Source organism: Streptomyces sp. NBC_00986 (assembly GCF_045162565.1).
GTDB lineage: Bacteria > Actinomycetota > Actinomycetes > Streptomycetales > Streptomycetaceae > Streptomyces.
The window spans coordinates 6,337,107-6,356,665 of sequence record NZ_CP108733.1 but is presented as its reverse complement, the minus strand read 5'-3'; the positions used below and the strand labels follow the sequence as shown (position 1 = coordinate 6,356,665).

The window sequence follows — 19,559 nt, the reverse complement described above, 5'->3', positions numbered from 1 at the left end:
CAACTCCGTGATTCGCTATCGACCGCCTCAATGCGGTCCGCCACGGCAAGGGAGAGTACGCGCCACACGGCGCGCTCTACAGTGGCGCCGGGCAATGGGATCAAACGATCTACCACCTTACGCACCTACCACCCCCCAACGCAAACCGGCTCGGATTGACGTGCGTCACACCCGTCGCTACGCCGGCGACCCGGCCGCCGGCGCCGGTTCCCGGTCCATCAGCTGCGGTACGGGGTCCTCGTGGGCCGAGGACGAGGGCTCCGCGACGGTCGGCTCGACGGACGGCGGCGGCGGGCTCGGCGACGGGTCGGCGGGCGGGGGAGTCCGCGTCGGGGTCGGCTGCGGCGCGGCCGTGCTCGGCGCCCCCGGCTTCGGGCTCGTACCCGGTCTGGGCGCCTTGGTGGCGGTCGGACTCGCCGCACCCCCCGGCGCGGACGGCGAGGCCGAACCCGAGGCGGACTCCCCCGGCTTGGGCTTCCCGTGCCCGTGCTTCCCGTCCCCCGCCGACCCGCCGAACCCGATCCCGCCCCCCGGCACCCCCGAACCACCGTCCGGCGCCTCACCGGCGTGCTGCCCGGCGGAGTGCGAGGGCTTGGCACCGCCGCCCGCGTCGTCGCCCACGCTCATACAGCCGGCGGCAGCGGCGACGACGGCGACCGCTGCGGCCAGACGGACGGGTACGTACATGGGGCGCACGGGGCCACCTCCGAGGGCGGAAAAAGGGAGTCCCCCTCTCAACTCCCGCCGCCCACCGGAAGACACGCGCCGCACCCACGTCGCCCATTCCTGGCCGGGAATTGCCCCTTCCCGACGCCCGCCGCACGATCGACCGCGAACCGACCGGAGTGTCCGAAGGAGCCACGGATGACCGAGACCGACCCCCAGCACCTGGCCGAGCGTTACATCGCCCAGTGGACCGAACCGGACGCCGCCCGGCGCCGTGCGGCGATCGAGAGCCTCTGGGCGGCGGACGGCACGCACGTCCTCCAACCGCCCGCCGAGATCCGCGAGATCGCCGCGGGCCTCGGCTTCGACCGCCCGACCCTGCGCGCCCAGGGTTACGACGCCGTCGAGACCCGCGTCGCCCGCAGCTACGAACGGTTCGTCGAGAAGGGCGAGTTGACCTTCCGGCCGCGCACCGACGCCGTACGCCTCGACGGCGTGGTCCGGTTCCACTGGGACACGGTGGCCGTCGGCAGCGGCGAAGTCGTGGGCGGCGGCCTGGAGTTGCTCGTACTCGACCCCGACGGCCGCATCCGCACCGACTACATGTTCCCCGGAGCCTGATCCCTTGCCGCGGCCGCCAACGCCTCCGCCGTCGCCGCGTCCGCCGGCAGGAACGCCTCCAGTTTCAGCTCGGCGAGGGTCACGTCCACGGCGGTGGCGAAGGTCGTCACGGTCGTCATCAGCCGCAACTCCCCGTACGACGACCGCAGCCGCAACGGCACAGCGAACCCCAACAGTCCTTCCCCCGACCCGAGTTCGGGCACATACCCGGCTAGCTCGGCCCGCAGCTCCGCCAACTGCCCCAATCGGGCCAGGATGTGCCGCGCCCACTCCGCGAGATTGATGATCCGGGGCGCCAACCCGTCCGGATGCAGGGCGAGTCGGTACACACTCGCCCCCGGCCCCAGCAGCTCGGCCGCGACCCCCTCGGTGATCACCCCGAACGCGTCGTTCGCGGCGACCAGTCGACCACCCCGGTCCACCACCACCGCGGGATACGGCAGATGCCCCCGCAGGATGTGCCCGATCGCCTCCCGCACCGGAGCCAGCACCGGCCCGTCCAGCGGACTCTCCGCGTACACCGGCGCGTACCCGGCGGCGAGCAACAGCTCGTTCCGCTCCCGCAACGGCAGTTCGAGCGCCTCCGCCAGCCGCACGACCAACTCCCGCCCCGGCACCGACCGCCCCGACTCGACGAAACTCACATGCCGCTGCGTGGTCCCGGCCCGCAGCGCCAACTCCAGCTGACTGAACCGGCGATCCGTACGGCACTCACGCAACACCCGACAGAAGTCCACGCCCCAGTTCTACGACCCCCCGTCCCAACCGGCCATTCCCCACCGGGAATTGAGCCGATACCCACCCCCGCCGACCATCGACCGCATGGACATCGGCGTACTGCTCCCGACCGGAACCGCCCAGTGGGCCAAGGACGACGACCCGCGCGACCTGATCGCCCTCGCCCGCACCGCCGAACACCTCGGCTTCACCTCCCTCTTCGTGAACGACTCCCTGATCACCCCCCGCATCGAAGCCCTCACGATGCTCGCCGCCCTGGCCGCGACCACCGAGACGGCAACCCTCGGCACCGGCGCCCTGCTCCCCTTCCTCCGCCGTCCGGTCCAGGCCGCCCAGTCCCTCGCGTCGATCGACCTCCTCTCCGGCGGCCGCCTCATGCTGGCGGTCGGCGCGGGCTACCCCGGCCGCTTCGGCCGCCCCCTCTACGACCTCTCGGAGGTCCCCTGGCCCCGCCGCTTCGCCCGCCTCGACGAGACGGTCGAACTCTGGCGGGCGCTGTGGCAGGGCGCCGACTCCTTCCACGGCGAGTTCCACCACTTCCCCGACCTCCCGCCCTCCCTACGGCCGTACCGCCCCGCCGGCCCACCCATCTGGCTCGGTGGCGCCACCCCCACGGCCCGCACCCGCACCGGCCGCCTCTACGACGGCTGGCTCCCCTACCCGCCCGACCCCGCCGACTACGCGACCGGCCTGCACGACATCCACGAGGCCGCAGCCGCGGCGGGCCGCACCCCCGAGGCCATCACCCCGGCACTCTTCGTCACCGTACGAATCGACGGGGCCGACGAGGACACAGCGCACCGGGCGACGGACGACTACGCCCGCGCCGCCTACGGCATGCCCCTCCCGGAACTGAAGAAGATCCAGGCCGTCGTGACCGGCACCGCCGAGCAGGTCACCGACCGTCTGAACCGGTACGTCACGGCCGGCGCCCGGCACCTGGTCATCCGCCCGGCCGCCCTGGACCTGCCCGCCCAGCGCGAGCAGATGGAACGCACAGCCGCCCTGATTCCCGACCTGCACGCGTGACCGCCGCCCCGAACCCGCGTTCGTCCCCGACAATGGGCGTGTGCTGGAAATGACACGCGAGGCGTTCGAAGAGCTGGTGAGTGAGGCCCTGGACCGGATCCCGCCGGAGCTGACGCGGGTCATGGACAACGTGGCCGTGTTCGTCGAGGACGAACCCGACCCGTCCGACCCCGAGCTGCTCGGCCTCTACGAGGGGACCCCGCTCACCGAGCGCGGCGAGTGGTACGCCGGCGTCCTGCCCGACCGGATCTCGATCTACATGGGCCCGACCCTGCGCTACTGCGCGACCACGGAGGACGTGGTCCACGAGGTCGCCGTCACCGTCGTCCACGAAGTCGCCCACCACTTCGGCATCGAGGACGAGCGGCTGCACGAACTGGGCTGGGGCTGACCCACCCGCATACCTGCCCCCACCCCTGGGCATACGGGACCAATGGCCAGCGTCCCCGTCGCAGCCCTGAACCGCCTCCGCCGAACCCAGCACGCCCTGATCCGCCAGTACCGCGCCCGCCGTCCCCGCCCCACCGTCGAACTCGTCCCCCAGCCCCACCCCTGGCCCCGCGCCCTCGGCCTCGTCATGGTCGTCGTCGTCGGGGCCTGGCTCGGCCTGCTGATCGTGGGCAACGTACGGGCCCAGGTCGGTCCCATGGACACGACCATGACCCTGCGCCCGTCCCTCACCGGCGGCACGAAGATCAACGTGTCCCCGCTCGGCGCCCTGTCCCTGGACAGCCATCACGCCCCGGTCCGCCTGGACGTCAACGTCGACCAGCTCGACCCGGAACGCTCCCAAGCCCTCGTCGACCACCCCGAGCGCATCTCCGGCCTCCAGGACGAGGTGGCCCGTGACGTCGAACACGGCACGCTCGATCTGGCCGTACGGTCGTGCGCGGCCGTGGTCCTGGGCGCCACGACCCTCGGGCTGGCGGTCTACCGCCGCCCCCGCCGGGCCCTCGCGGCCGGCGGCCTGGCCCTGGCCCTCCTGGCGGCGTCCGGAGCGACGGCGTTCGCGACCTGGAACCCGAAGTCGATCCTCGAACCGAAGTTCTCCGGCCTGCTCTCCTCGGCCCCGTCCCTGGTCGGCAACGCACGCAACATCGTCACCGAATTCAACGTCTACCAGCAGGAGTTGGCCCGCCTGGTGACGAACGTGACGAAGCTCTACGACGTCACGTCGACGCTCCCCGCCTACCAGCCGGACCCGACCACGATCCGCGTCCTGCACGTCTCGGACATCCACCTGAACCCCGCGAGCTGGAAGATCATCGCGTCGCTGGTGGAGCAGTACAAGGTGAACGTGATCGTCGACACCGGCGACACCATGGACCACGGCACGACGGCCGAGAACGGCTTCCTCGACCCGATCGCCGACCTCGGCGCGCCCTACGTCTGGGTCAGGGGCAACCACGACTCCCTCGCCACCCAGCGCTACCTCGAACACATCAAGAACGTGCACGTCCTGGACGAGGGCCGGGCGGAAACGGTCGCGGGCATACGCTTCGCGGGCATCGGCGACCCCCAGTTCACCCCGGACCGCTCGACCGCACCGGGTGCCGACAACGCGGAGGAACTGGCCGGCGACCAGCTCGCCTCCGCCCTCCGCGACCAGCAGGCCGCCGGCACCCCGGTCGACATCGCCCTGGTCCACGAACCCTCGGCGGCACGCCAGACCGACGGCACGGTCCCGCTGGTCCTGGCCGGCCACCTCCACCACGAGGGCACCGAGGTCATGAAGCACGGCACGCGCCTGCGCATCGAGGGCTCGACGGGCGGCAGCGGCCTGCGCGCCGTGGAGGGCAAGTACCCCGACCCGATCGAGGCGTCGATCCTCTACATCGACCGCGACACCCACCGCCTCCAGGCCTGGGACGAGATCAAACTCGGCGGCCTGGGCCTGACGACGGCCGAGGTGAGCCGCCACCTCCCGAAGGAGAACCTGCCGGGCGCGGTCCAGTCGCCGAGCCCGTCCCCGAGTACGCCGCCGAGTCCGTCCTCGAGCACGTCCTCAAGTGGGTCTCCGAGTACGTCCCGGACCCCCTCCCCGCGCCCCTCACCATCGGCCTCGTAAACCGTTTTGGCGATACCTCCCGCCATCCCATATGCTTCTCACGTCCCCGACGCGCTGAGAAGCGCCCAGGCGGGCCGATAGCCCTCATCGTCTAGCGGCCTAGGACGCCGCCCTTTCAAGGCGGTAGCACGGGTTCGAATCCCGTTGGGGGCACGCAACACCGTGTGCGACACTGGCTCCGCCAGTTCGCGCGCAACAGCAAGGTCCTGTGGAGCAGCTTGGAGTGCTCGCCACCCTGTCAAGGTGGAGGCCGCGGGTTCAAATCCCGTCAGGACCGCTGAGGTTCCGCAAGGAATCTCGTGGCTGGGTAGCTCAGTTGGTACGAGCGATCGCCTGAAAAGCGATAGGTCGCCGGTTCGACCCCGGCCCCAGCCACCGGATCGAAAGCCCTGTCCCACCCGGGACGGGGCTTTCGTCGTTACCGGACGACACAGGGCGGGGCGCGATGGGTCAGGACGAGGCCAGAGGCATCCGGGACACGGACCTGGAGAAGATACGGGCGCGGTACGGACTGCTCGCGGTGGTCGGCAGCAACCTCGCGATCACGGCGGTGGCGGTCTTCGGCGTATGGCAGCTGAACGGCGACCGCGCGGTGATCGTGGGCGTCCTGACCTCGGCGTTCACCGCGATGGCGAGCCTGACGACGGCGTACTTGGGCATCAAGGCCGTATCCAATACGGCCCAGTCGATGTCCAAGGAGGCCGGCAGGCAGCAGGACGCCGACCGCCAACAACAGCAGGACGCCGGCCAGCAGAATTCAGCCCCTCCGGCGCTTGAGGACGAGGCCGTTCAGGCCGACGGGGGTCCGGGGGCGGAGCCCCCGGGAACGTCCACCGTCCCCTCGCCCAGCACTCCGACAACGGCGCCCTGACTCACCCGCACGCCCCCTGCCGAGCCGTCGCGGGCCACCCCGGACAATTCATTCGCCAGGAATTTCGCCGAGGTGAGATCCTTGACGGCGTATGTCTACGCACCCCGCCTCCGCGCCCGGCACTTCCGCCCCCGCCCTCGGCGACCTCGCCCCCCGCCTGACCGAGCTGACCCTGCGCGACGCGCACCGGCTCGGGCGCAGGCTCGAAGGCGCGCGCAAGATCCGTAAGCCGGAGGCCCGCGCCGCCGTCCTCGCCGAGATCGAGACCGAGGTGGCCCGCGGCGAGGAGCGGATGGCCGCGCGGCGCACCCGCATCCCGGCGATCTCGTATCCCGAGCAGTTGCCGGTCAGCCAGAAGAAGGACGACATCGCGGCCGCGATCCGGGATCACCAGGTCGTGATCGTGGCCGGTGAGACCGGCTCCGGCAAGACGACCCAGATCCCGAAGATCTGTCTCGAACTCGGCCGCGGCGTCCGCGGCATGATCGGGCACACCCAGCCCCGCCGTATCGCCGCGCGCACCGTCGCCGAGCGCATCGCGGAGGAGATGGACACCCCGCTCGGCGAGGCCGTCGGCTGGAAGGTCCGTTTCACGGACCAGGTCAATCAGGAGTCGACGTTCATCAAGCTGATGACGGACGGCATCCTGCTCGCCGAGATCCAGACCGACCGTGAACTGCGCGCCTACGACACGATCATCATCGACGAGGCCCACGAGCGGTCCCTCAACATCGACTTCCTCCTCGGCTACCTCGCCCAACTGCTGCCCAAGCGCCCGGACTTGAAGGTCGTCATCACCTCGGCGACCATCGACCCCGAGCGTTTCTCCCGGCACTTCGGCGACGCCCCGATCATCGAGGTGAGCGGCCGGACGTATCCGGTCGAGGTCCGCTACCGCCCCCTGCTCGAAGACGAGTCGGAGGACTCCGACCGCGACCAGATCACCGCGATCTGTGACGCCGTGGAAGAGCTTCAAGGGGAGGGCAAGGGCGACATCCTCGTCTTCCTCTCCGGGGAGAGGGAGATCCGCGACACGGCGGACGCGCTGACGAAGAAGAACTACCGCTTCACCGAGGTCCTCCCCCTCTACGCGCGCCTCTCGCACGCCGAGCAGCATCGCGTCTTCCAGCAGCACACCGGGCGAAGGATCGTTCTGGCGACCAACGTCGCCGAGACCTCGCTCACCGTCCCGGGCATCAAGTACGTCATCGACCCCGGCTTCGCCCGTATCAGCCGCTACAGCCACCGAACGAAGGTGCAGCGGCTGCCCATTGAGGCCGTCAGCCAGGCAAGTGCCAACCAGCGCAAGGGTCGTTGCGGCCGTACGTCGGACGGCATCTGCATCCGGCTGTACTCCGAGGACGACTTCCTCGCCCGCCCGGAGTTCACGGACGCGGAGATCCTGCGGACGAACCTCGCCTCCGTGATCCTGCAGATGACCGCGGCCGGGCTCGGTGAGATCGAGAAGTTCCCGTTCATCGATCCGCCGGACCACCGCAACATCCGCGACGGCGTCCAACTCCTCCAGGAACTGGGCGCGTTGGACCCGGACGAGAAGGACCCGCGCAAGCGCCTCACGCAGACGGGCCGCAAGCTGGCCCAGCTCCCCGTGGACCCGCGCCTGGCCCGGATGGTCCTGGAGGCCGACAAGAACGGCTGTGTCCGCGAGGTCATGGTGATCGCCGCCGCGCTCTCCATCCAGGACCCGCGCGAACGCCCGGTCGACAAGCAGACGCAGGCGGACCAGCAACACGCCCGTTTCCGCGACGAGTCGAGCGACTTCCTCGCATTCCTGAACATGTGGCGGTACATCCGCGAGCAGCAGAAGGAGCGCGGCTCGTCCGCGTTCCGTCGCATGTGCAAGCAGGAGTACCTGAACTTCCTCCGGATCCGCGAGTGGCAGGACATCTACAGCCAACTCCGCACGGTGGCCAAGCAGATGGGCATCCAGTTCAACGAGGAGGACGCGGCCGAGCAGAGCGTCCACGTCTCCCTCCTCGCCGGCCTGCTGTCCCACATCGGCATGAAGGACGTGAAGGACGGCGCGAAGAACGAGTATCTCGGCGCCCGCAGCGCCAAGTTCGCGATCTTCCCCGGTTCGGCGCTCTTCAAGAAGACCCCGCGTTTCGTCATGTCGGCGGAACTGGTGGAGACGTCACGCCTCTGGGCCCGCGTCAACGCCAAGATCGAGCCCGAGTGGGTCGAACCCCTCGCCGGCCACCTCCTCAAGCGGACGTACAGCGAACCGCACTGGGAGAAGGACCAGGCGGCCGTGATGGCCTTCGAGAAGGTCACGCTCTACGGCGTCCCGATCATCGCGCAGCGCAAGGTGAACTACGGCCGGATCGACCCGGAGGCGTCCCGCGAGCTGTTCATCCGCAACGCGCTCGTCGAGGGCGACTGGCGCACGCACCACAAGTTCTTCGCCGACAACCGCAGACTCCTCACCGAGGTGGAGGAGTTGGAGCATCGTGCCCGCCGCCGGGACATCCTGGTCGACGACGAGACGCTCTACGACTTCTACGACCAGCGGGTGCCCGAACACGTCGTCTCCGGCGCCCACTTCGACTCCTGGTGGAAGCACAAGCGCCATGAGGAGCCCGAACTCCTCGACTTCGAGCGCTCGATGCTCATCAACGAGCGCGCGGGCGACATCAGCAAGGCCGACTATCCCGACTCCTGGCATCAGGGACGGCTGAAGTTCCGGGTGACGTACCAGTTCGAGCCGGGCGCGGACGCGGACGGTGTCACGGTCCACATCCCCCTCCAGGTCCTCAACCAGGTCACGGACGAGGGCTTCGACTGGCAGATCCCGGGGTTGCGGGAAGAGGTCGTCACCGAACTCATCCGCTCCCTCCCGAAGCCGATCCGCCGCAACTACGTCCCGGCCCCGAACTTCGCGCAGCGTTTCCTGGCGGTGGCGACCCCTCTGCAAGAGCCCCTCCCCACCACCATGGCCCGCGAGTTGAAGCGCATGGTCGGAGTCCCCTTCACCGCCGACGACTTCGACTGGTCGAAGGTCCCGGACCACCTGCTCATCACCTTCCGGATCGTGGACGAGCGGCGCCGCAAGATCGCCGAGGACAAGGACCTGGAGGCGCTGAAGGTCCGCCTGAAGCCGAAGGCGCGCCAGGCCATCTCCCAGGCGGCCGCGGCGACGGCCGAGCGCGAGGGCGGGGAGTCCCTGGAGCGCAAGGGCCTCACCGACTGGTCGATCGGCACGCTCACCCGTGTCTTCGAGACCCGCAGGGCCGGCCAGCCGGTGAAGGCGTACCCGGCGCTGGTCGACGACGGCGACACCGTCTCCGTACGGCTCTTCGACACGGAGGAGGAGCAGGCGGAGGCGATGTGGAAGGGCACGCGCCGGCTCATCGTGCGCAACATCCCGGTGAATCCGGCGAAGTTCGCGTCCGAGAAGCTCACCAACACGCAGAAGCTGGCCCTGTCCGCGAACCCGCACGGTTCGATCCAGGCGCTGTTCGACGACTGCGCGCTGGCGGCGGCGGACAAGCTGATCGGTGACTTCGGCGGCCCGGCGTGGGACGAGGAGTCGTACCGGAAGCTCTACGAGAAGGTGCGCGCCGAGATCGTCGACACGACGGTCCGGGCGGTGGGCCAGGTCCAACAGGTGCTGGCCGCCTGGCAGGCCTGTGAGCGCCGTCTGAAGGGCGCGAGCAGCCCAGCGTTGCTGGCGAACCTCTCCGACGTACGCGCCCAGCTGGACGCCCTCGTGAAGCCGGGCTTCGTCACGGCGGCGGGGATACGCCGCCTGCCCGACCTGATGCGCTACCTGGTGGCCGCGGACCGTCGTCTCCAGCAGATGCCGACCGGGGTCCAACGGGACACCACCCGCATGGAGAAGGTCCACGAGATGCAGGACGAGTACGCGTGGCTGCTGGAACAACTCCCCCAGGGCCGCCCGGTTCCGTCCTCCGTCCGGGACATCCGCTGGATGATCGAGGAGCTCCGGGTCAGCTATTTCGCCCACGCGCTGGGCACGGCGTACCCGGTCTCCGACAAGCGGATCGTGAAGGCGATCGACGCGGCCGCACCGTAACAGCGCCTGCACACCGAGTGAGTTCGACCAGGCGGGCCCGCCTCCTGTACAGTCTCATCTCGCGGCACAACGCACCATCAAGTGCCGCGAATCAAGGTCCTGTGGAGCAGCTTGGAGTGCTCGCCACCCTGTCAAGGTGGAGGCCGCGGGTTCAAATCCCGTCAGGACCGCAGCAGATCAAACAAGAGCCCGGGTCTTCGGACCCGGGCTTTCGTACGTTCCGGTGCCCTCATGGCCGCTACGGCTCCCTTGACGCCGCCCAACCCTCCAGGTACCCAGAAACCAGGCCCCGTTCCACGCAGGGCCACGGAGGTGGCGCATGGCGGCTTCGGTCAGGCACGAGACGCGGGCGTTGCTCCGCGCGCACCTGGCGGCCGCCAGCTCCTACCGCCATGCGACCCGGCACTGCCCGATCTGCCACCGCCTGCTGCGGCTGGCCCTGGACGCCCCTCCGCCGCGGGAACCGGAGGACGACCCGGAGGGCGAAACCTCTTAGCGCACATAGGTCAGAGGCAACAAGCCATCTGGCATGTGACGGGTGTCACCGCATAAGTTTTTGAAACGTCGGAACTTACGACTCACCTACAACTGGTCAATTTAATATGTGCAATTGCACCCCTACGAAGGATCGCGCACAGGAGATCCGACACCCCTCCCCAGACTCCGACAAGGTCCCTCACAGGACCTCGCGCTCAGGGTCTGTCAGCCGCACACGGACCCACGACCAGGCACAAAAAAGATCGCGCTGGACCCGGCGGAGTCCAGCGCGATCTACGACGCACCCTGTTCAAGTTGGATCAAAAGCGTTGGGCGTGGGCCCTGTTGGGGCAGAACCCGCGTCGCTTGGAGCTGTGCTGTCGGGCACCGTGGCCGGTTGGGGGACCAGCCGTCGTGCCCTTATTCAGTTGGTCAGGCTTCGCTGCGCTGCTGCGGAATGCCCGCGAGCAGTGCACGGACCTCCGCCTCGCGGTAACGGCGGTGTCCGCCGAGCGTGCGAATCGAAGTGAGCTTGCCGGCCTTCGCCCACCGCGTGACCGTCTTGGGGTCCACACGGAACATCGTGGCGACCTCAGCCGGGGTCAGCAGCGGCTCGGCATCAGGGGTGCGAGCGGTCATGAGCGGCCTCCTCGGGAGAACCGAACCTTCTCGGTTCTTTCCTCTAAATTCTGCACCTTGACCCGCGTTGCCCGAAATGGCGTGTGCGGGTCGAGTCGGTTATAGGACGAACGGCTTGTCCTCGGCACTACAACTACACCATCTGTCCAACCGCGTAGGCCAAACCGATGGAATTGCCCTCCCAGGTGTCCATCAGCGACGGAAGCCGATGGACCATGCCATAGCGGACAGTCACACCCCTGTGACGATCAGTCACAGGGGCGATCAGGAGTCATCCAGACCCCCCAAAGCGCGCAATGCCGAGATTCCGCCCAAAGCATGACGGATGGAGTCCTCCCCGGACTCCTTGTCCTATTTTGGCATGAGGAGGGGCAAGCGGCGCAAGGCATCTGCACGTGCGGTCCGTCACGCTTGGCATCAAACGTCCGGATCGGGACCTACGTCCCGTGTTGACGAACCGTAAGAATCCTATGCGCATCTGTTCGAAGATGTCAGCCACGTTCGAAGGCGAGCCGGTCCCGTCCGGCTCCGCGTCAGTTCGCCGAGCGCCGGTCCCTGACCGACCGCCAGCGCTCCACGAGCCGCCCGTACGCCTCGCCCGCCGCCGCCCCGTCCCCGGTCCGCAGCGCCTCGATGCCCGCGGCCACGTCCGCCGCCGAGTGGTCGTCCTCCAGCTCGCCGGCCGGCAGGACGTGCACGAGCCCGCCGTAGTCCAGCTCGACCAGGGACCGCGGATGGAACTCCTCCAGCCAGCGCCCCACGTCCACCAGGCCCTCGATCAGCGGCCCCTCGTCCATCGCGTCCTTCAGGGCCCGCAGCGCCCGCGCCACCCGCCGCCGCGCCTGCACCATCGGCGTCCGGTACCGCAGCATCGGCGGCACGTCCCCGGAGGCCTGGTCGTAGCGCCGCTCCTCGTCACCGACGAGCACGAACCAGTTCAGCGGCACCTGCCAGGTCGCCGTGCGGATCCACGGCCGGGCGTCCGGGTTCCGGGCCAGCCAGCGCTCGTAGTCCTGGGTGGCCTGGTGCCGTACGAGCGGCGGGAGTACGGCGTCCAGGACCGGCGGCGGGAGCTCCTCCGCGAGGTCTCCCAGGGCCTGCCAGCCGCGCAGCCGGGTGCGCCAGGGGCAGACGCAGACCACGCCGTCGACCTCCACCACGAAGGCGTCGGCGCTCTCGTGCACCGGCACCGGAATCGGCGGGGTGGGCAGCAAGTCGGCCAGCGCGCGGCGCAGTTCGTCCTGGTACGACGGGCGGTCGGGGCGGCGGGCGTAGCGCGTCCAGTGGCCGCGCTCGGGCTCGGGGAAGGCGGCCAGCGGCTCGTAGACGCGCAGATACGTCGCGTACGGGACGATCACCGAGGACACCTTCTTGGGCACGCCTGCTCCCTCCCCCACCGGCTGTCGGGAAAACCTTCGGAACCCGCTCACAAACGCGCGGGAAAACTATGCAAATCGTCGCACGGACACCCCCCTTCGGTAGGTGATCCTGAACACTGCACCGATGGCGGCCGGACGCAGGCTCTACGCTCACTCCACCGGCACCCGCCACCCCTACGGGAGCCTGTCTCCAACCGCCGCCACTCACCCAGGAGTCACCACCGTGACCGACGTAGACAACGGCGTCCTGCACACCCTGTTCCACTCCGACCAGGGCGGTCATGAGCAAGTCGTGCTCTGCCAGGACCGGGCCAGCGGCCTCAAGGCCGTCATCGCCATCCACAACACCGCCCTGGGCCCCGCCCTGGGCGGTACGCGCTTCTACCCGTACGCGAGCGAGGAAGAGGCCGTCGCCGACGCGCTCAACCTCGCCCGCGGGATGTCGTACAAGAACGCCATGGCCGGTCTGGACCACGGCGGCGGCAAGGCCGTGATCATCGGTGACCCGGAGCGCGACAAGACCGAGGAACTGCTGCTCGCCTACGGCCGGTTCGTGGCCTCGCTCGGCGGGCGGTACGTCACCGCGTGCGACGTCGGCACATATGTCGCCGACATGGACGTCGTGGCGCGCGAGTGCCGCTGGACGACCGGACGCTCTCCCGAGAACGGCGGCGCGGGCGACTCCTCCGTCCTGACCGCCTTCGGCGTCTTCCAGGGCATGCGGGCCAGCGCCCAGCACCTCTGGGGCGACGCCTCGCTGCGCGGTCGCAGGGTCGGCATCGCGGGCGTCGGCAAGGTCGGGCACCACCTGGTGGAGCACCTGCGGGACGAGGGCGCCGAGGTCGTGATCACGGACGTGCGCGAGGAGTCCGTACGGCGGATCCTCGACAAGCACCCGACGGGCGTGAGCGCCGTCACCGACACCGAGGCGCTGATCCGGGTCGAGGGACTCGACGTCTACGCCCCCTGCGCGCTCGGCGGCGCCCTGAACGACGCGACCGTGCCGGTGCTCACCGCCAAGGTGGTGTGCGGCGCGGCCAACAACCAGCTGGAGCACCCGGGCGTCGAGAAGGACCTCGCCGACCGCGGGATCCTCTACGCGCCGGACTACGTGGTGAACGCCGGTGGCGTGATCCAGGTCGCCGACGAGCTGCACGGGTTCGACTTCGAGCGGTGCAAGGCGAAGGCCGCGAAGATCTTCGATACGACGCTGGCAATATTCGCACGTGCGAAGGAAGACGGTATTCCGCCGGCCGCCGCGGCCGACCGGATCGCCGAGCAACGGATGCACGAGGCGGCCGGCGCACGCGGACGCTGAGGTTCCGTTAAGCCCCTCGGGAGGCATCTTCGGTACCCGTCGGCGACGACTTAGAGAGAACTCTCACGTTCGTCGGCGGGTCGCCTGCCAAGAAGTGGTTAAAATCGCGGTTGACCAGCGAGTACAGGGCACCTCGCGGGTCCTGGAGCCCGGCACGTGCTGCGGGCGACGTACCGTATGGGCGCGGGCTCAGGTACCGTGGAAGCCCTACGGACCGGTCTCTCCACGGAGAGTCCGTTCCAGATCATGAACGCGTGTCAAGACTCTGAGGCCACCGAGCCTCGTATCCGAGGGGGTCGAGCCATGGGGCGCGGCCGGGCAAAGGCCAAGCAGACGAAGGTCGCCCGCCAGCTGAAGTACAGCAGCGGCGGGACTGACCTCTCGCGTCTGGCCAATGAGCTGGGCGCTTCGACTTCGAGCCAGCCGCCGAATGGCGAGCCGTTCGAGGACGACGACGAGGAAGAAGACGACCCGTACGCTCAGTACGCGGATCTCTATAACGACGATGACGAGGACGAGGACGACGAGTCCGGTCCCCAGTCTCAACGTCGCGGTGCGTAATCGCTTGCAGCGCGCTCACCGGTTAAATCTTCCCGTCAGCTGACTGCACCTCGCCCGGTCCGGGGCATCTAGCACCGGACCGGGTTTTGTGCTGCCGTCACGGGGCTCCGCCCCGGACCCCGCTCCTCAAACTCCCCCACTGCCTTAAAGGCGTGGGGGGACCCCCAAGGGGCTGATTTACGCGTCCCGGAGCGGCTGATTTATGCGTAGTCGCCGACCATCTCCGCGCCCGTCGCGTGCTCTCCGCGCTCGGTGATCTCGCCCGCGACCCACGCCTCGACCCCGCGGTCGGCCAGGGTCTCCAGGGCCACGTCCGCCGATTCCTCGGGGACGATCGCGATCATGCCGACGCCCATGTTCAGGGTCTTCTCCAGCTCCAGGCGTTCGACCTGGCCCGTCCTGCCGACGAGGTCGAAGATCGGGGCCGGGGTCCAGGTGGAGCGGTCCACGATCGCGTGGAGGCCGTCCGGGACGACCCGGGCGAGGTTGGCGGCGAGTCCGCCGCCGGTGACGTGCGAGTAGGCGTGCACGTCGGTCGTGCGGGTCAGCGCCAGGCAGTCCAGCGAGTAGATCTTCGTCGGCGCGAGGAGTTCCTCGCCGAGCGTGCGGCCGAGCTCCTCGATACGCGCGTCCAGGTTCAGGCCGGCCTGGTTCAGGAGCACATGCCGGACGAGCGAGTACCCGTTCGAGTGAAGTCCCGAAGACGCCATCGCGATGACCGCGTCACCCGTCCGGATGCGATCCGCGCCGAGCAGCCGGTCGGCCTCCACGACGCCCGTACCGGCGCCGGCGACGTCGAAGTCGTCCGGGCCCAGCAGACCGGGGTGTTCGGCGGTCTCGCCGCCGACCAGGGCGCAGCCGGCCAGCACACAGCCTTCGGCGATGCCCTTGACGATGGCCGCGACACGCTCGGGGTGCACCTTGCCGACGCAGATGTAGTCGGTCATGAAGAGCGGCTCGGCGCCGCACACCACGATGTCGTCCATGACCATGGCGACCAGGTCGTGACCGATCGTGTCGTAGACGCCGAGCCGGCGGGCGATGTCGACCTTCGTGCCGACGCCGTCCGTGGCGGAGGCGAGCAGCGGGCGCTCGAACCGCTTGAGGGCGGAGGCGTCGAAGAGCCCGGCGAAGCCGCCGAGGCCACCGAGGACCTCGGGGCGCTGGGTCTTCTTCACCCACTCCTTCATGAGTTCTACGGCGCGGTCGCCCGCGTCGATGTCGACGCCGGCCGCCGCGTAGGAAGCACCGGGAACAGGGGTCTCAGACATTGCCTGGGATCTTTCGGGTTGGTGATACGAGGCTTCTACGGGCGACGGATCGCGTCGGCCGCTGCCGTGGCGGCCGGACCGGCCGCCAGCTCGGTCTCCAGGAGCTGCTTGCCGAGCAGTTCGGGGTCCGGGAGGTCCATCGGGTACTCGCCGTCGAAGCAGGCGCGGCAGAGGTTCGGCTTGGCGATGGTGGTCGCCTCGATCATGCCGTCGATGGAGATGTACGACAGGGAGTCGGCGCCGAGCGAGGTGCCGATCTCGTCGATGGTCATGCCGTTGGCGATGAGCTCCGCGCGGGTGGCGAAGTCGATGCCGAAGAAGCAGGGCCACTTCACGGGCGGCGAGGAGATCCGGATGTGGACCTCGGCGGCGCCGGCCTCGCGGAGCATGCGCACCAGCGCGCGCTGGGTGTTGCCGCGCACGATCGAGTCGTCGACGACGACCAGACGCTTGCCCTTGATGACTTCCTTCAGCGGATTCAGCTTCAGGCGGATGCCGAGCTGCCGAATCGTCTGCGAGGGCTGGATGAACGTACGGCCGACGTAGGCGTTCTTCACCAGACCCGCACCGAACGGGATGCCCGAGGCCTCCGCGTAACCGATCGCGGCCGGGGTGCCGGACTCCGGAGTCGCTATCACCAGATCGGCGTCGACCGGAGCTTCCTTGGCGAGCTTCCGGCCCATCTCGACACGGGAGAGGTAGACGTTCCGCCCGGCGATGTCGGTGTCGGGGCGGGCGAGATAGACGTACTCGAAGACGCAGCCCTTGGGCTTCGCTTCCGCGAATCGGGAGGTGCGCAGGCCGTTCTCGTCGATGGCGACGAACTCGCCCGGCTCGATCTCGCGGACGTACGCGGCGCCGCAGATGTCGAGGGCGGCGGACTCGGAGGCGACGACCCAGCCGCGCTCCAGGCGGCCGAGGACCAGCGGGCGGATGCCCTGCGGGTCGCGGGCCGCGTAGAGGGTGTGCTCGTCCATGAAGACGAGGGAGAAGGCGCCCTGTACCTGCGGGAGGACCGCGTGGGCGGCCTCCTCGATGGTCAGCGGCTTGCCGTCGGTGTCGACCTGGGCCGCGAGGAGCGCGGTGAGGAGGTCGGTGTCGTTGGTGGCCGCGACGCGGGGCGTACGGCCTTCCTGCTTGGGGAGGTCGGCGACCATCTCCGCGAGCTGCGCGGTGTTGACCAGGTTGCCGTTGTGGCCGAGCGCGATGGATCCGTGCGCGGTGGCGCGGAACGTCGGCTGGGCGTTCTCCCACACGGAGGCGCCGGTGGTCGAGTAGCGGGCGTGACCGACCGCGATATGACCCTGGAGCGAACCGAGCGAGGTCTCGTCGAAGACCTGTGAGACGAGGCCCATGTCCTTGAAGACGAGGATCTGCGAGCCGTTGCTGACCGCGATTCCCGCGGATTCCTGGCCTCGATGCTGGAGGGCGTAGAGCCCGAAGTAAGTGAGCTTGGCGACCTCTTCACCGGGAGCCCAGACTCCGAAGACGCCGCAAGCGTCCTGGGGTCCTTTCTCGCCGGGGAGCAGATCATGACTGAGTCGACCGTCACCACGTGGCACGGCACCGAGTGTAGGCGAGATCGACCACTGGTCCGAATTCGGGTTACTGGCAGGTAATGGATCACTTGTCGGCGCGTGCGTGGACGATCGTGCCGTTTTCGCTGGTCAGCGTGAGGGTGTCGTGATCGACTCGGTAGCCGACCGAGTCGTTGAAGAGGCCGAGGAGCGCGCGTTCGGTGCCCATGAGTGAGGCGTCGCACATCATTCGGGTGGTGGAGGGGCGGCCCAGCGTGATCTGCGCGGTGCGCACGGTGGCTGTCGCGTTGACGGCGTTGCAGCCGAGGCGGCCGCCGACCTTGCCGTTCTTGGCGTCGAAGGTGAGGTACGGCTTGCCCTGCACCTTGGTGGTCGCGCCGCCCGTGGTGATGCTCTGCACCTGCCAGTCGACGCCGGTGACGGGGCGCTGCGCTTCTACCGAGCCGGAGCCGGAGTTGCTGCCGCTGGTCGCCTTTTCGCTGCCGCACGCCACCACGAGCGGAACGATGGTCAGGACGGCGAGGGTGAATCGCTGTTTGTCCATGGGGGTGGGACGGGAGGGGCGGGGGACGGGTTCCCTTCAGGGTTCCCCGGGTCACTTCACCCCATGATCGGCAGCAGACCGCCCAGGTCCGCCCGTTCCCCGCTCGCGCTGACCTTCGCCTCTTCCACGGCGTCCTTCCACCGCGTCCGCCCGGTCGCCAGCCTGAGCCAGGTCAGGGGGTCGGTCTCCACGACGTTGGGCGGGGTGCCTCGGGTGTGCCGGGGGCCTTCTACGCACTGGACCACGGCGTACGGCGGGATGCGGACCTCGGTCGAGCCGCCGGGGGCCTTTGTGGCCAGGGCGTCGGCGAGGAGGCGGGTGGAGGCGGCGAGGGCCTGGCGGTCGTAGGGGATGTCGAGGCCGGGGACGGCGGCGTTGAGGTCGTCGGTGTGGACGCAGAGTTCGACGGTGCGGGTGACCAGGTAGTCGGCCAGGGGCATCGCGCCGACGTTGGTCTCGAGCAGCCGGGTGCCGGGGTGGGTGTCGAGGTGCGCGGTGAGGGTCTGTTCGACGTCGGCGAGGTAGGTGTCGAGGTCGGGGTGCTCGGCGGCGAGTGTGCGGGTGAAGTCGGCGATGGCGGAGGAGTTGGCCGCGGTGGCGAAGGGCCAGTCGAGGATCACGGCGTTCTGCGCCGGCGGGGACGGGTGGTCCAGGGCGCGGTGGATCGCGGTGATTGCCATGCCGATGTGTGCGACCAGTTCGCGTACGGTCCAGTCGCCCAGGCGGGTGGGGAGCGCGAGTTGGTCGGGGGTGAGTGTCCCTACGGCTTTTCGTACGTTGCCGAACTGGGCCAGGACCGCGGTGCGGGTCTTGGCGGGGTCGTATGTACGGGCGCGCTTCTTGGCCGGGGGCATGGCGGGGAGCCTAATCCTCGGGCGTGGGAGGTACACGGCGTTTTTGCCCGCGCGGGTGGGGCGCCCGCAGGTGTGTGGGTGGGGTCGGGGTCGTGGCGGTACGGCGAGCCCGCCGCTGGTCGGGCCCTTCGGTTTGTCACCACGGTGGGGCGGGGTTGGTGCCGGGTACGCGGCGGGCTGCGCCGTACCGCCACGACCCACTCCCGTTGTTCGGCGGCTGCGGGCGCGTGGGGGTGGAGGGGCATGTGTGCTGTCCTGCTGGTCAGGGGGCTTTGCGGGCGTAGTCCCCTAGGCCGTGTTCCACCAACTTGAATGCGCGGTCGGCTCGTTCGGGGGCTTCGGCTGCAACTGTGGTGACCGGCTCGCCTGCGTCGATGCGGCGGTAGTGCTCCTCGATGAGGGCGTTGCGGGCTGCGCTGATCATGGCGGCGGCGACTGTGGCGAGCATCAGGTCGCCGGTCTCCTCGGCCAGGTGGGCAGCCAGGTCCCGCGTGCCTTTCTGGGCGGCGAGGAACGCGCGCTCCATCAACACCGGGGTGCACATGACCAGTTCGCGGAGTTGGCGGGCGAACGGATCGCCGTGCAGGCCGACCGCCGGATCGCGGGTCTCGACCATCTCCAGGAACTGCCGTCGTACGGCGTCCAGGGCCGACTCGCCGGGCGGCCGCTCGCGTACCGCGCGGGCGGCGTCACCGAAGTGCTCCTCCATCGGCCAGAAGACCAAGTCCTCTTTGGTGCCGAAGTAGTTGAAGACGGTCATCTTGGAGACGTCGGAGGCGTCGGCGATCTCCTGCACGGACACGTTGTCGAAGCCGCGCTCGACGAAGAGGGCGATCGCGGTCCGGATGATCCGCCTGGCCGTCTCGATCTTCTTCCGCTCGCGCAGCCCCATCACTTCGGTCACGCACTCACTGTACCAAGACGAAAT

17 protein-coding genes, 4 tRNA genes and 1 pseudogene are annotated in these 19,559 nt (G+C 69.3%); 13 read left to right on the top strand and 9 right to left on the bottom strand.

The window, feature by feature from the left end; translation table 11 throughout:
• Window positions 1-177 precede the first annotated feature (177 nt).
• Complete coding sequence (locus tag OG504_RS28380) at window positions 178-687, bottom strand: hypothetical protein (RefSeq protein WP_405992334.1); 510 nt, start codon at window positions 685-687, stop codon at window positions 178-180.
• A 177-nt stretch (window positions 688-864) separates the two neighbouring features.
• Between OG504_RS28380 and OG504_RS28375 the strand changes: the two genes are divergently transcribed.
• A complete protein-coding gene (locus OG504_RS28375; RefSeq protein WP_405992333.1) occupies window positions 865-1,287 on the top strand; it encodes a hypothetical protein in 423 nt (140 codons plus the stop codon).
• Here the strand turns inward: OG504_RS28375 and OG504_RS28370 are convergent.
• Complete coding sequence (locus OG504_RS28370; protein ID WP_405992332.1) at window positions 1,266-2,024, bottom strand: helix-turn-helix domain-containing protein; 759 nt, start codon at window positions 2,022-2,024, stop codon at window positions 1,266-1,268. The genes OG504_RS28375 and OG504_RS28370 overlap by 22 nt on opposite strands.
• Window positions 2,025-2,109: 85 nt before the next feature.
• Here OG504_RS28370 and OG504_RS28365 point away from each other — a divergent pair, with 85 nt between their 5' ends.
• The 10 genes and pseudogenes from OG504_RS28365 to OG504_RS28320 all read left to right on the top strand — a co-directional run bounded on the left by OG504_RS28365 (window position 2,110) and on the right by OG504_RS28320 (window position 10,546).
• Window positions 2,110-3,054 (top strand): LLM class flavin-dependent oxidoreductase, encoded by a 945-nt coding sequence (locus OG504_RS28365; protein ID WP_405992331.1) that lies wholly within the window; start codon window positions 2,110-2,112, stop codon window positions 3,052-3,054.
• Between the two features lie 40 nt (window positions 3,055-3,094).
• A complete protein-coding gene (locus OG504_RS28360; RefSeq protein ID WP_033285124.1) occupies window positions 3,095-3,445 on the top strand; it encodes a metallopeptidase family protein in 351 nt (116 codons plus the stop codon).
• Window positions 3,446-3,487: 42 nt separating this feature from the next.
• Window positions 3,488-5,122, top strand: a complete 1,635-nt coding sequence (locus OG504_RS28355; RefSeq protein WP_405992330.1) for a metallophosphoesterase — start codon at window positions 3,488-3,490, stop codon at window positions 5,120-5,122.
• Window positions 5,123-5,202: 80 nt separating this feature from the next.
• Window positions 5,203-5,275 (top strand) — tRNA-Glu (locus OG504_RS28350).
• Between the two features lie 49 nt (window positions 5,276-5,324).
• Window positions 5,325-5,399: transfer RNA gene (locus OG504_RS28345), tRNA-Asp, on the top strand.
• Between the two features lie 24 nt (window positions 5,400-5,423).
• Window positions 5,424-5,497 (top strand) — tRNA-Phe (locus OG504_RS28340).
• Window positions 5,498-5,567: 70 nt separating this feature from the next.
• Window positions 5,568-5,837, top strand: a pseudogene (locus OG504_RS28335) (hypothetical protein); the annotation flags it as partial.
• Window positions 5,838-6,084: 247 nt separating this feature from the next.
• Window positions 6,085-10,050: an ATP-dependent RNA helicase HrpA gene (gene hrpA, locus OG504_RS28330; protein ID WP_405992329.1), complete on the top strand. Its 3,966-nt coding sequence runs from the start codon at window positions 6,085-6,087 to the stop codon at window positions 10,048-10,050.
• Window positions 10,051-10,145: 95 nt separating this feature from the next.
• Window positions 10,146-10,220: transfer RNA gene (locus tag OG504_RS28325), tRNA-Asp, on the top strand.
• A 149-nt stretch (window positions 10,221-10,369) separates the two neighbouring features.
• Window positions 10,370-10,546, top strand: a complete 177-nt coding sequence (locus tag OG504_RS28320; RefSeq protein ID WP_405992328.1) for a DUF6274 family protein — start codon at window positions 10,370-10,372, stop codon at window positions 10,544-10,546.
• Between the two features lie 413 nt (window positions 10,547-10,959).
• Here the strand turns inward: OG504_RS28320 and bldC are convergent, their stop codons facing one another.
• Together bldC and OG504_RS28310 are read right to left on the bottom strand one after the other, a co-directional pair.
• On the bottom strand, window positions 10,960-11,166 hold the full coding sequence (gene bldC, locus OG504_RS28315) for a developmental transcriptional regulator BldC (RefSeq protein ID WP_003949541.1): 207 nt from the start codon (window positions 11,164-11,166) through the stop codon (window positions 10,960-10,962).
• Between the two features lie 533 nt (window positions 11,167-11,699).
• Window positions 11,700-12,545 carry a hypothetical protein gene (locus OG504_RS28310; protein WP_405992327.1) on the bottom strand — a complete coding sequence of 282 codons (846 nt, stop codon included), beginning with the start codon at window positions 12,543-12,545 and terminating at the stop codon, window positions 11,700-11,702.
• 223 nt (window positions 12,546-12,768) lie between these two features.
• Between OG504_RS28310 and OG504_RS28305 the strand changes: the two genes are divergently transcribed.
• Window positions 12,769-13,863 carry a Leu/Phe/Val dehydrogenase gene (locus tag OG504_RS28305; RefSeq protein WP_405992326.1) on the top strand — a complete coding sequence of 365 codons (1,095 nt, stop codon included), beginning with the start codon at window positions 12,769-12,771 and terminating at the stop codon, window positions 13,861-13,863.
• 303 nt (window positions 13,864-14,166) lie between these two features.
• On the top strand, window positions 14,167-14,424 hold the full coding sequence (locus OG504_RS28300; protein ID WP_019061825.1) for a DUF3073 domain-containing protein: 258 nt from the start codon (window positions 14,167-14,169) through the stop codon (window positions 14,422-14,424).
• A gap of 200 nt (window positions 14,425-14,624) precedes the next feature.
• Here the strand turns inward: OG504_RS28300 and purM are convergent, their stop codons facing one another.
• The 5 genes from purM to OG504_RS28275 form a co-directional block, all read right to left on the bottom strand.
• Window positions 14,625-15,695 (bottom strand): phosphoribosylformylglycinamidine cyclo-ligase, encoded by a 1,071-nt coding sequence (gene purM, locus OG504_RS28295; RefSeq protein WP_405992325.1) that lies wholly within the window; start codon window positions 15,693-15,695, stop codon window positions 14,625-14,627.
• 35 nt (window positions 15,696-15,730) lie between these two features.
• Window positions 15,731-17,257 (bottom strand): amidophosphoribosyltransferase, encoded by a 1,527-nt coding sequence (purF, locus tag OG504_RS28290; RefSeq protein WP_393764904.1) that lies wholly within the window; start codon window positions 17,255-17,257, stop codon window positions 15,731-15,733.
• A gap of 61 nt (window positions 17,258-17,318) precedes the next feature.
• Entirely contained in the window at window positions 17,319-17,777 is a 459-nt protein-coding gene (locus tag OG504_RS28285) for an META domain-containing protein (protein ID WP_405992324.1), read from the bottom strand.
• A 56-nt stretch (window positions 17,778-17,833) separates the two neighbouring features.
• A complete protein-coding gene (locus OG504_RS28280) occupies window positions 17,834-18,631 on the bottom strand; it encodes a sterol carrier family protein (RefSeq protein WP_405992323.1) in 798 nt (265 codons plus the stop codon).
• Window positions 18,632-18,893: 262 nt separating this feature from the next.
• The gene (locus tag OG504_RS28275) at window positions 18,894-19,535 is read right to left on the bottom strand and encodes a TetR/AcrR family transcriptional regulator (protein WP_405992322.1); all 642 of its coding nucleotides are present in this window, start codon (window positions 19,533-19,535) and stop codon (window positions 18,894-18,896) included.
• Between the last annotated feature and the right edge of the window lie 24 nt (window positions 19,536-19,559).

Coding starts and splice junctions, on each gene's coding strand:
- OG504_RS28380 (WP_405992334.1), bottom strand. CDS start 687: ATGTACGTACCCGTCCGTCTGGCCGCAGCGGTCGCCGTCGTCGCCGCT.
- OG504_RS28375 (WP_405992333.1), top strand. CDS start 865: ATGACCGAGACCGACCCCCAGCACCTGGCCGAGCGTTACATCGCCCAG.
- OG504_RS28365 (WP_405992331.1), top strand. CDS start 2,110: ATGGACATCGGCGTACTGCTCCCGACCGGAACCGCCCAGTGGGCCAAG.
- OG504_RS28355 (WP_405992330.1), top strand. CDS start 3,488: ATGGCCAGCGTCCCCGTCGCAGCCCTGAACCGCCTCCGCCGAACCCAG.
- hrpA (WP_405992329.1), top strand. CDS start 6,085: ATGTCTACGCACCCCGCCTCCGCGCCCGGCACTTCCGCCCCCGCCCTC.
- OG504_RS28320 (WP_405992328.1), top strand. CDS start 10,370: ATGGCGGCTTCGGTCAGGCACGAGACGCGGGCGTTGCTCCGCGCGCAC.
- bldC (WP_003949541.1), bottom strand. CDS start 11,166: ATGACCGCTCGCACCCCTGATGCCGAGCCGCTGCTGACCCCGGCTGAG.
- OG504_RS28300 (WP_019061825.1), top strand. CDS start 14,167: ATGGGGCGCGGCCGGGCAAAGGCCAAGCAGACGAAGGTCGCCCGCCAG.
- purM (WP_405992325.1), bottom strand. CDS start 15,695: ATGTCTGAGACCCCTGTTCCCGGTGCTTCCTACGCGGCGGCCGGCGTC.
- OG504_RS28285 (WP_405992324.1), bottom strand. CDS start 17,777: ATGGACAAACAGCGATTCACCCTCGCCGTCCTGACCATCGTTCCGCTC.
- OG504_RS28280 (WP_405992323.1), bottom strand. CDS start 18,631: ATGCCCCCGGCCAAGAAGCGCGCCCGTACATACGACCCCGCCAAGACC.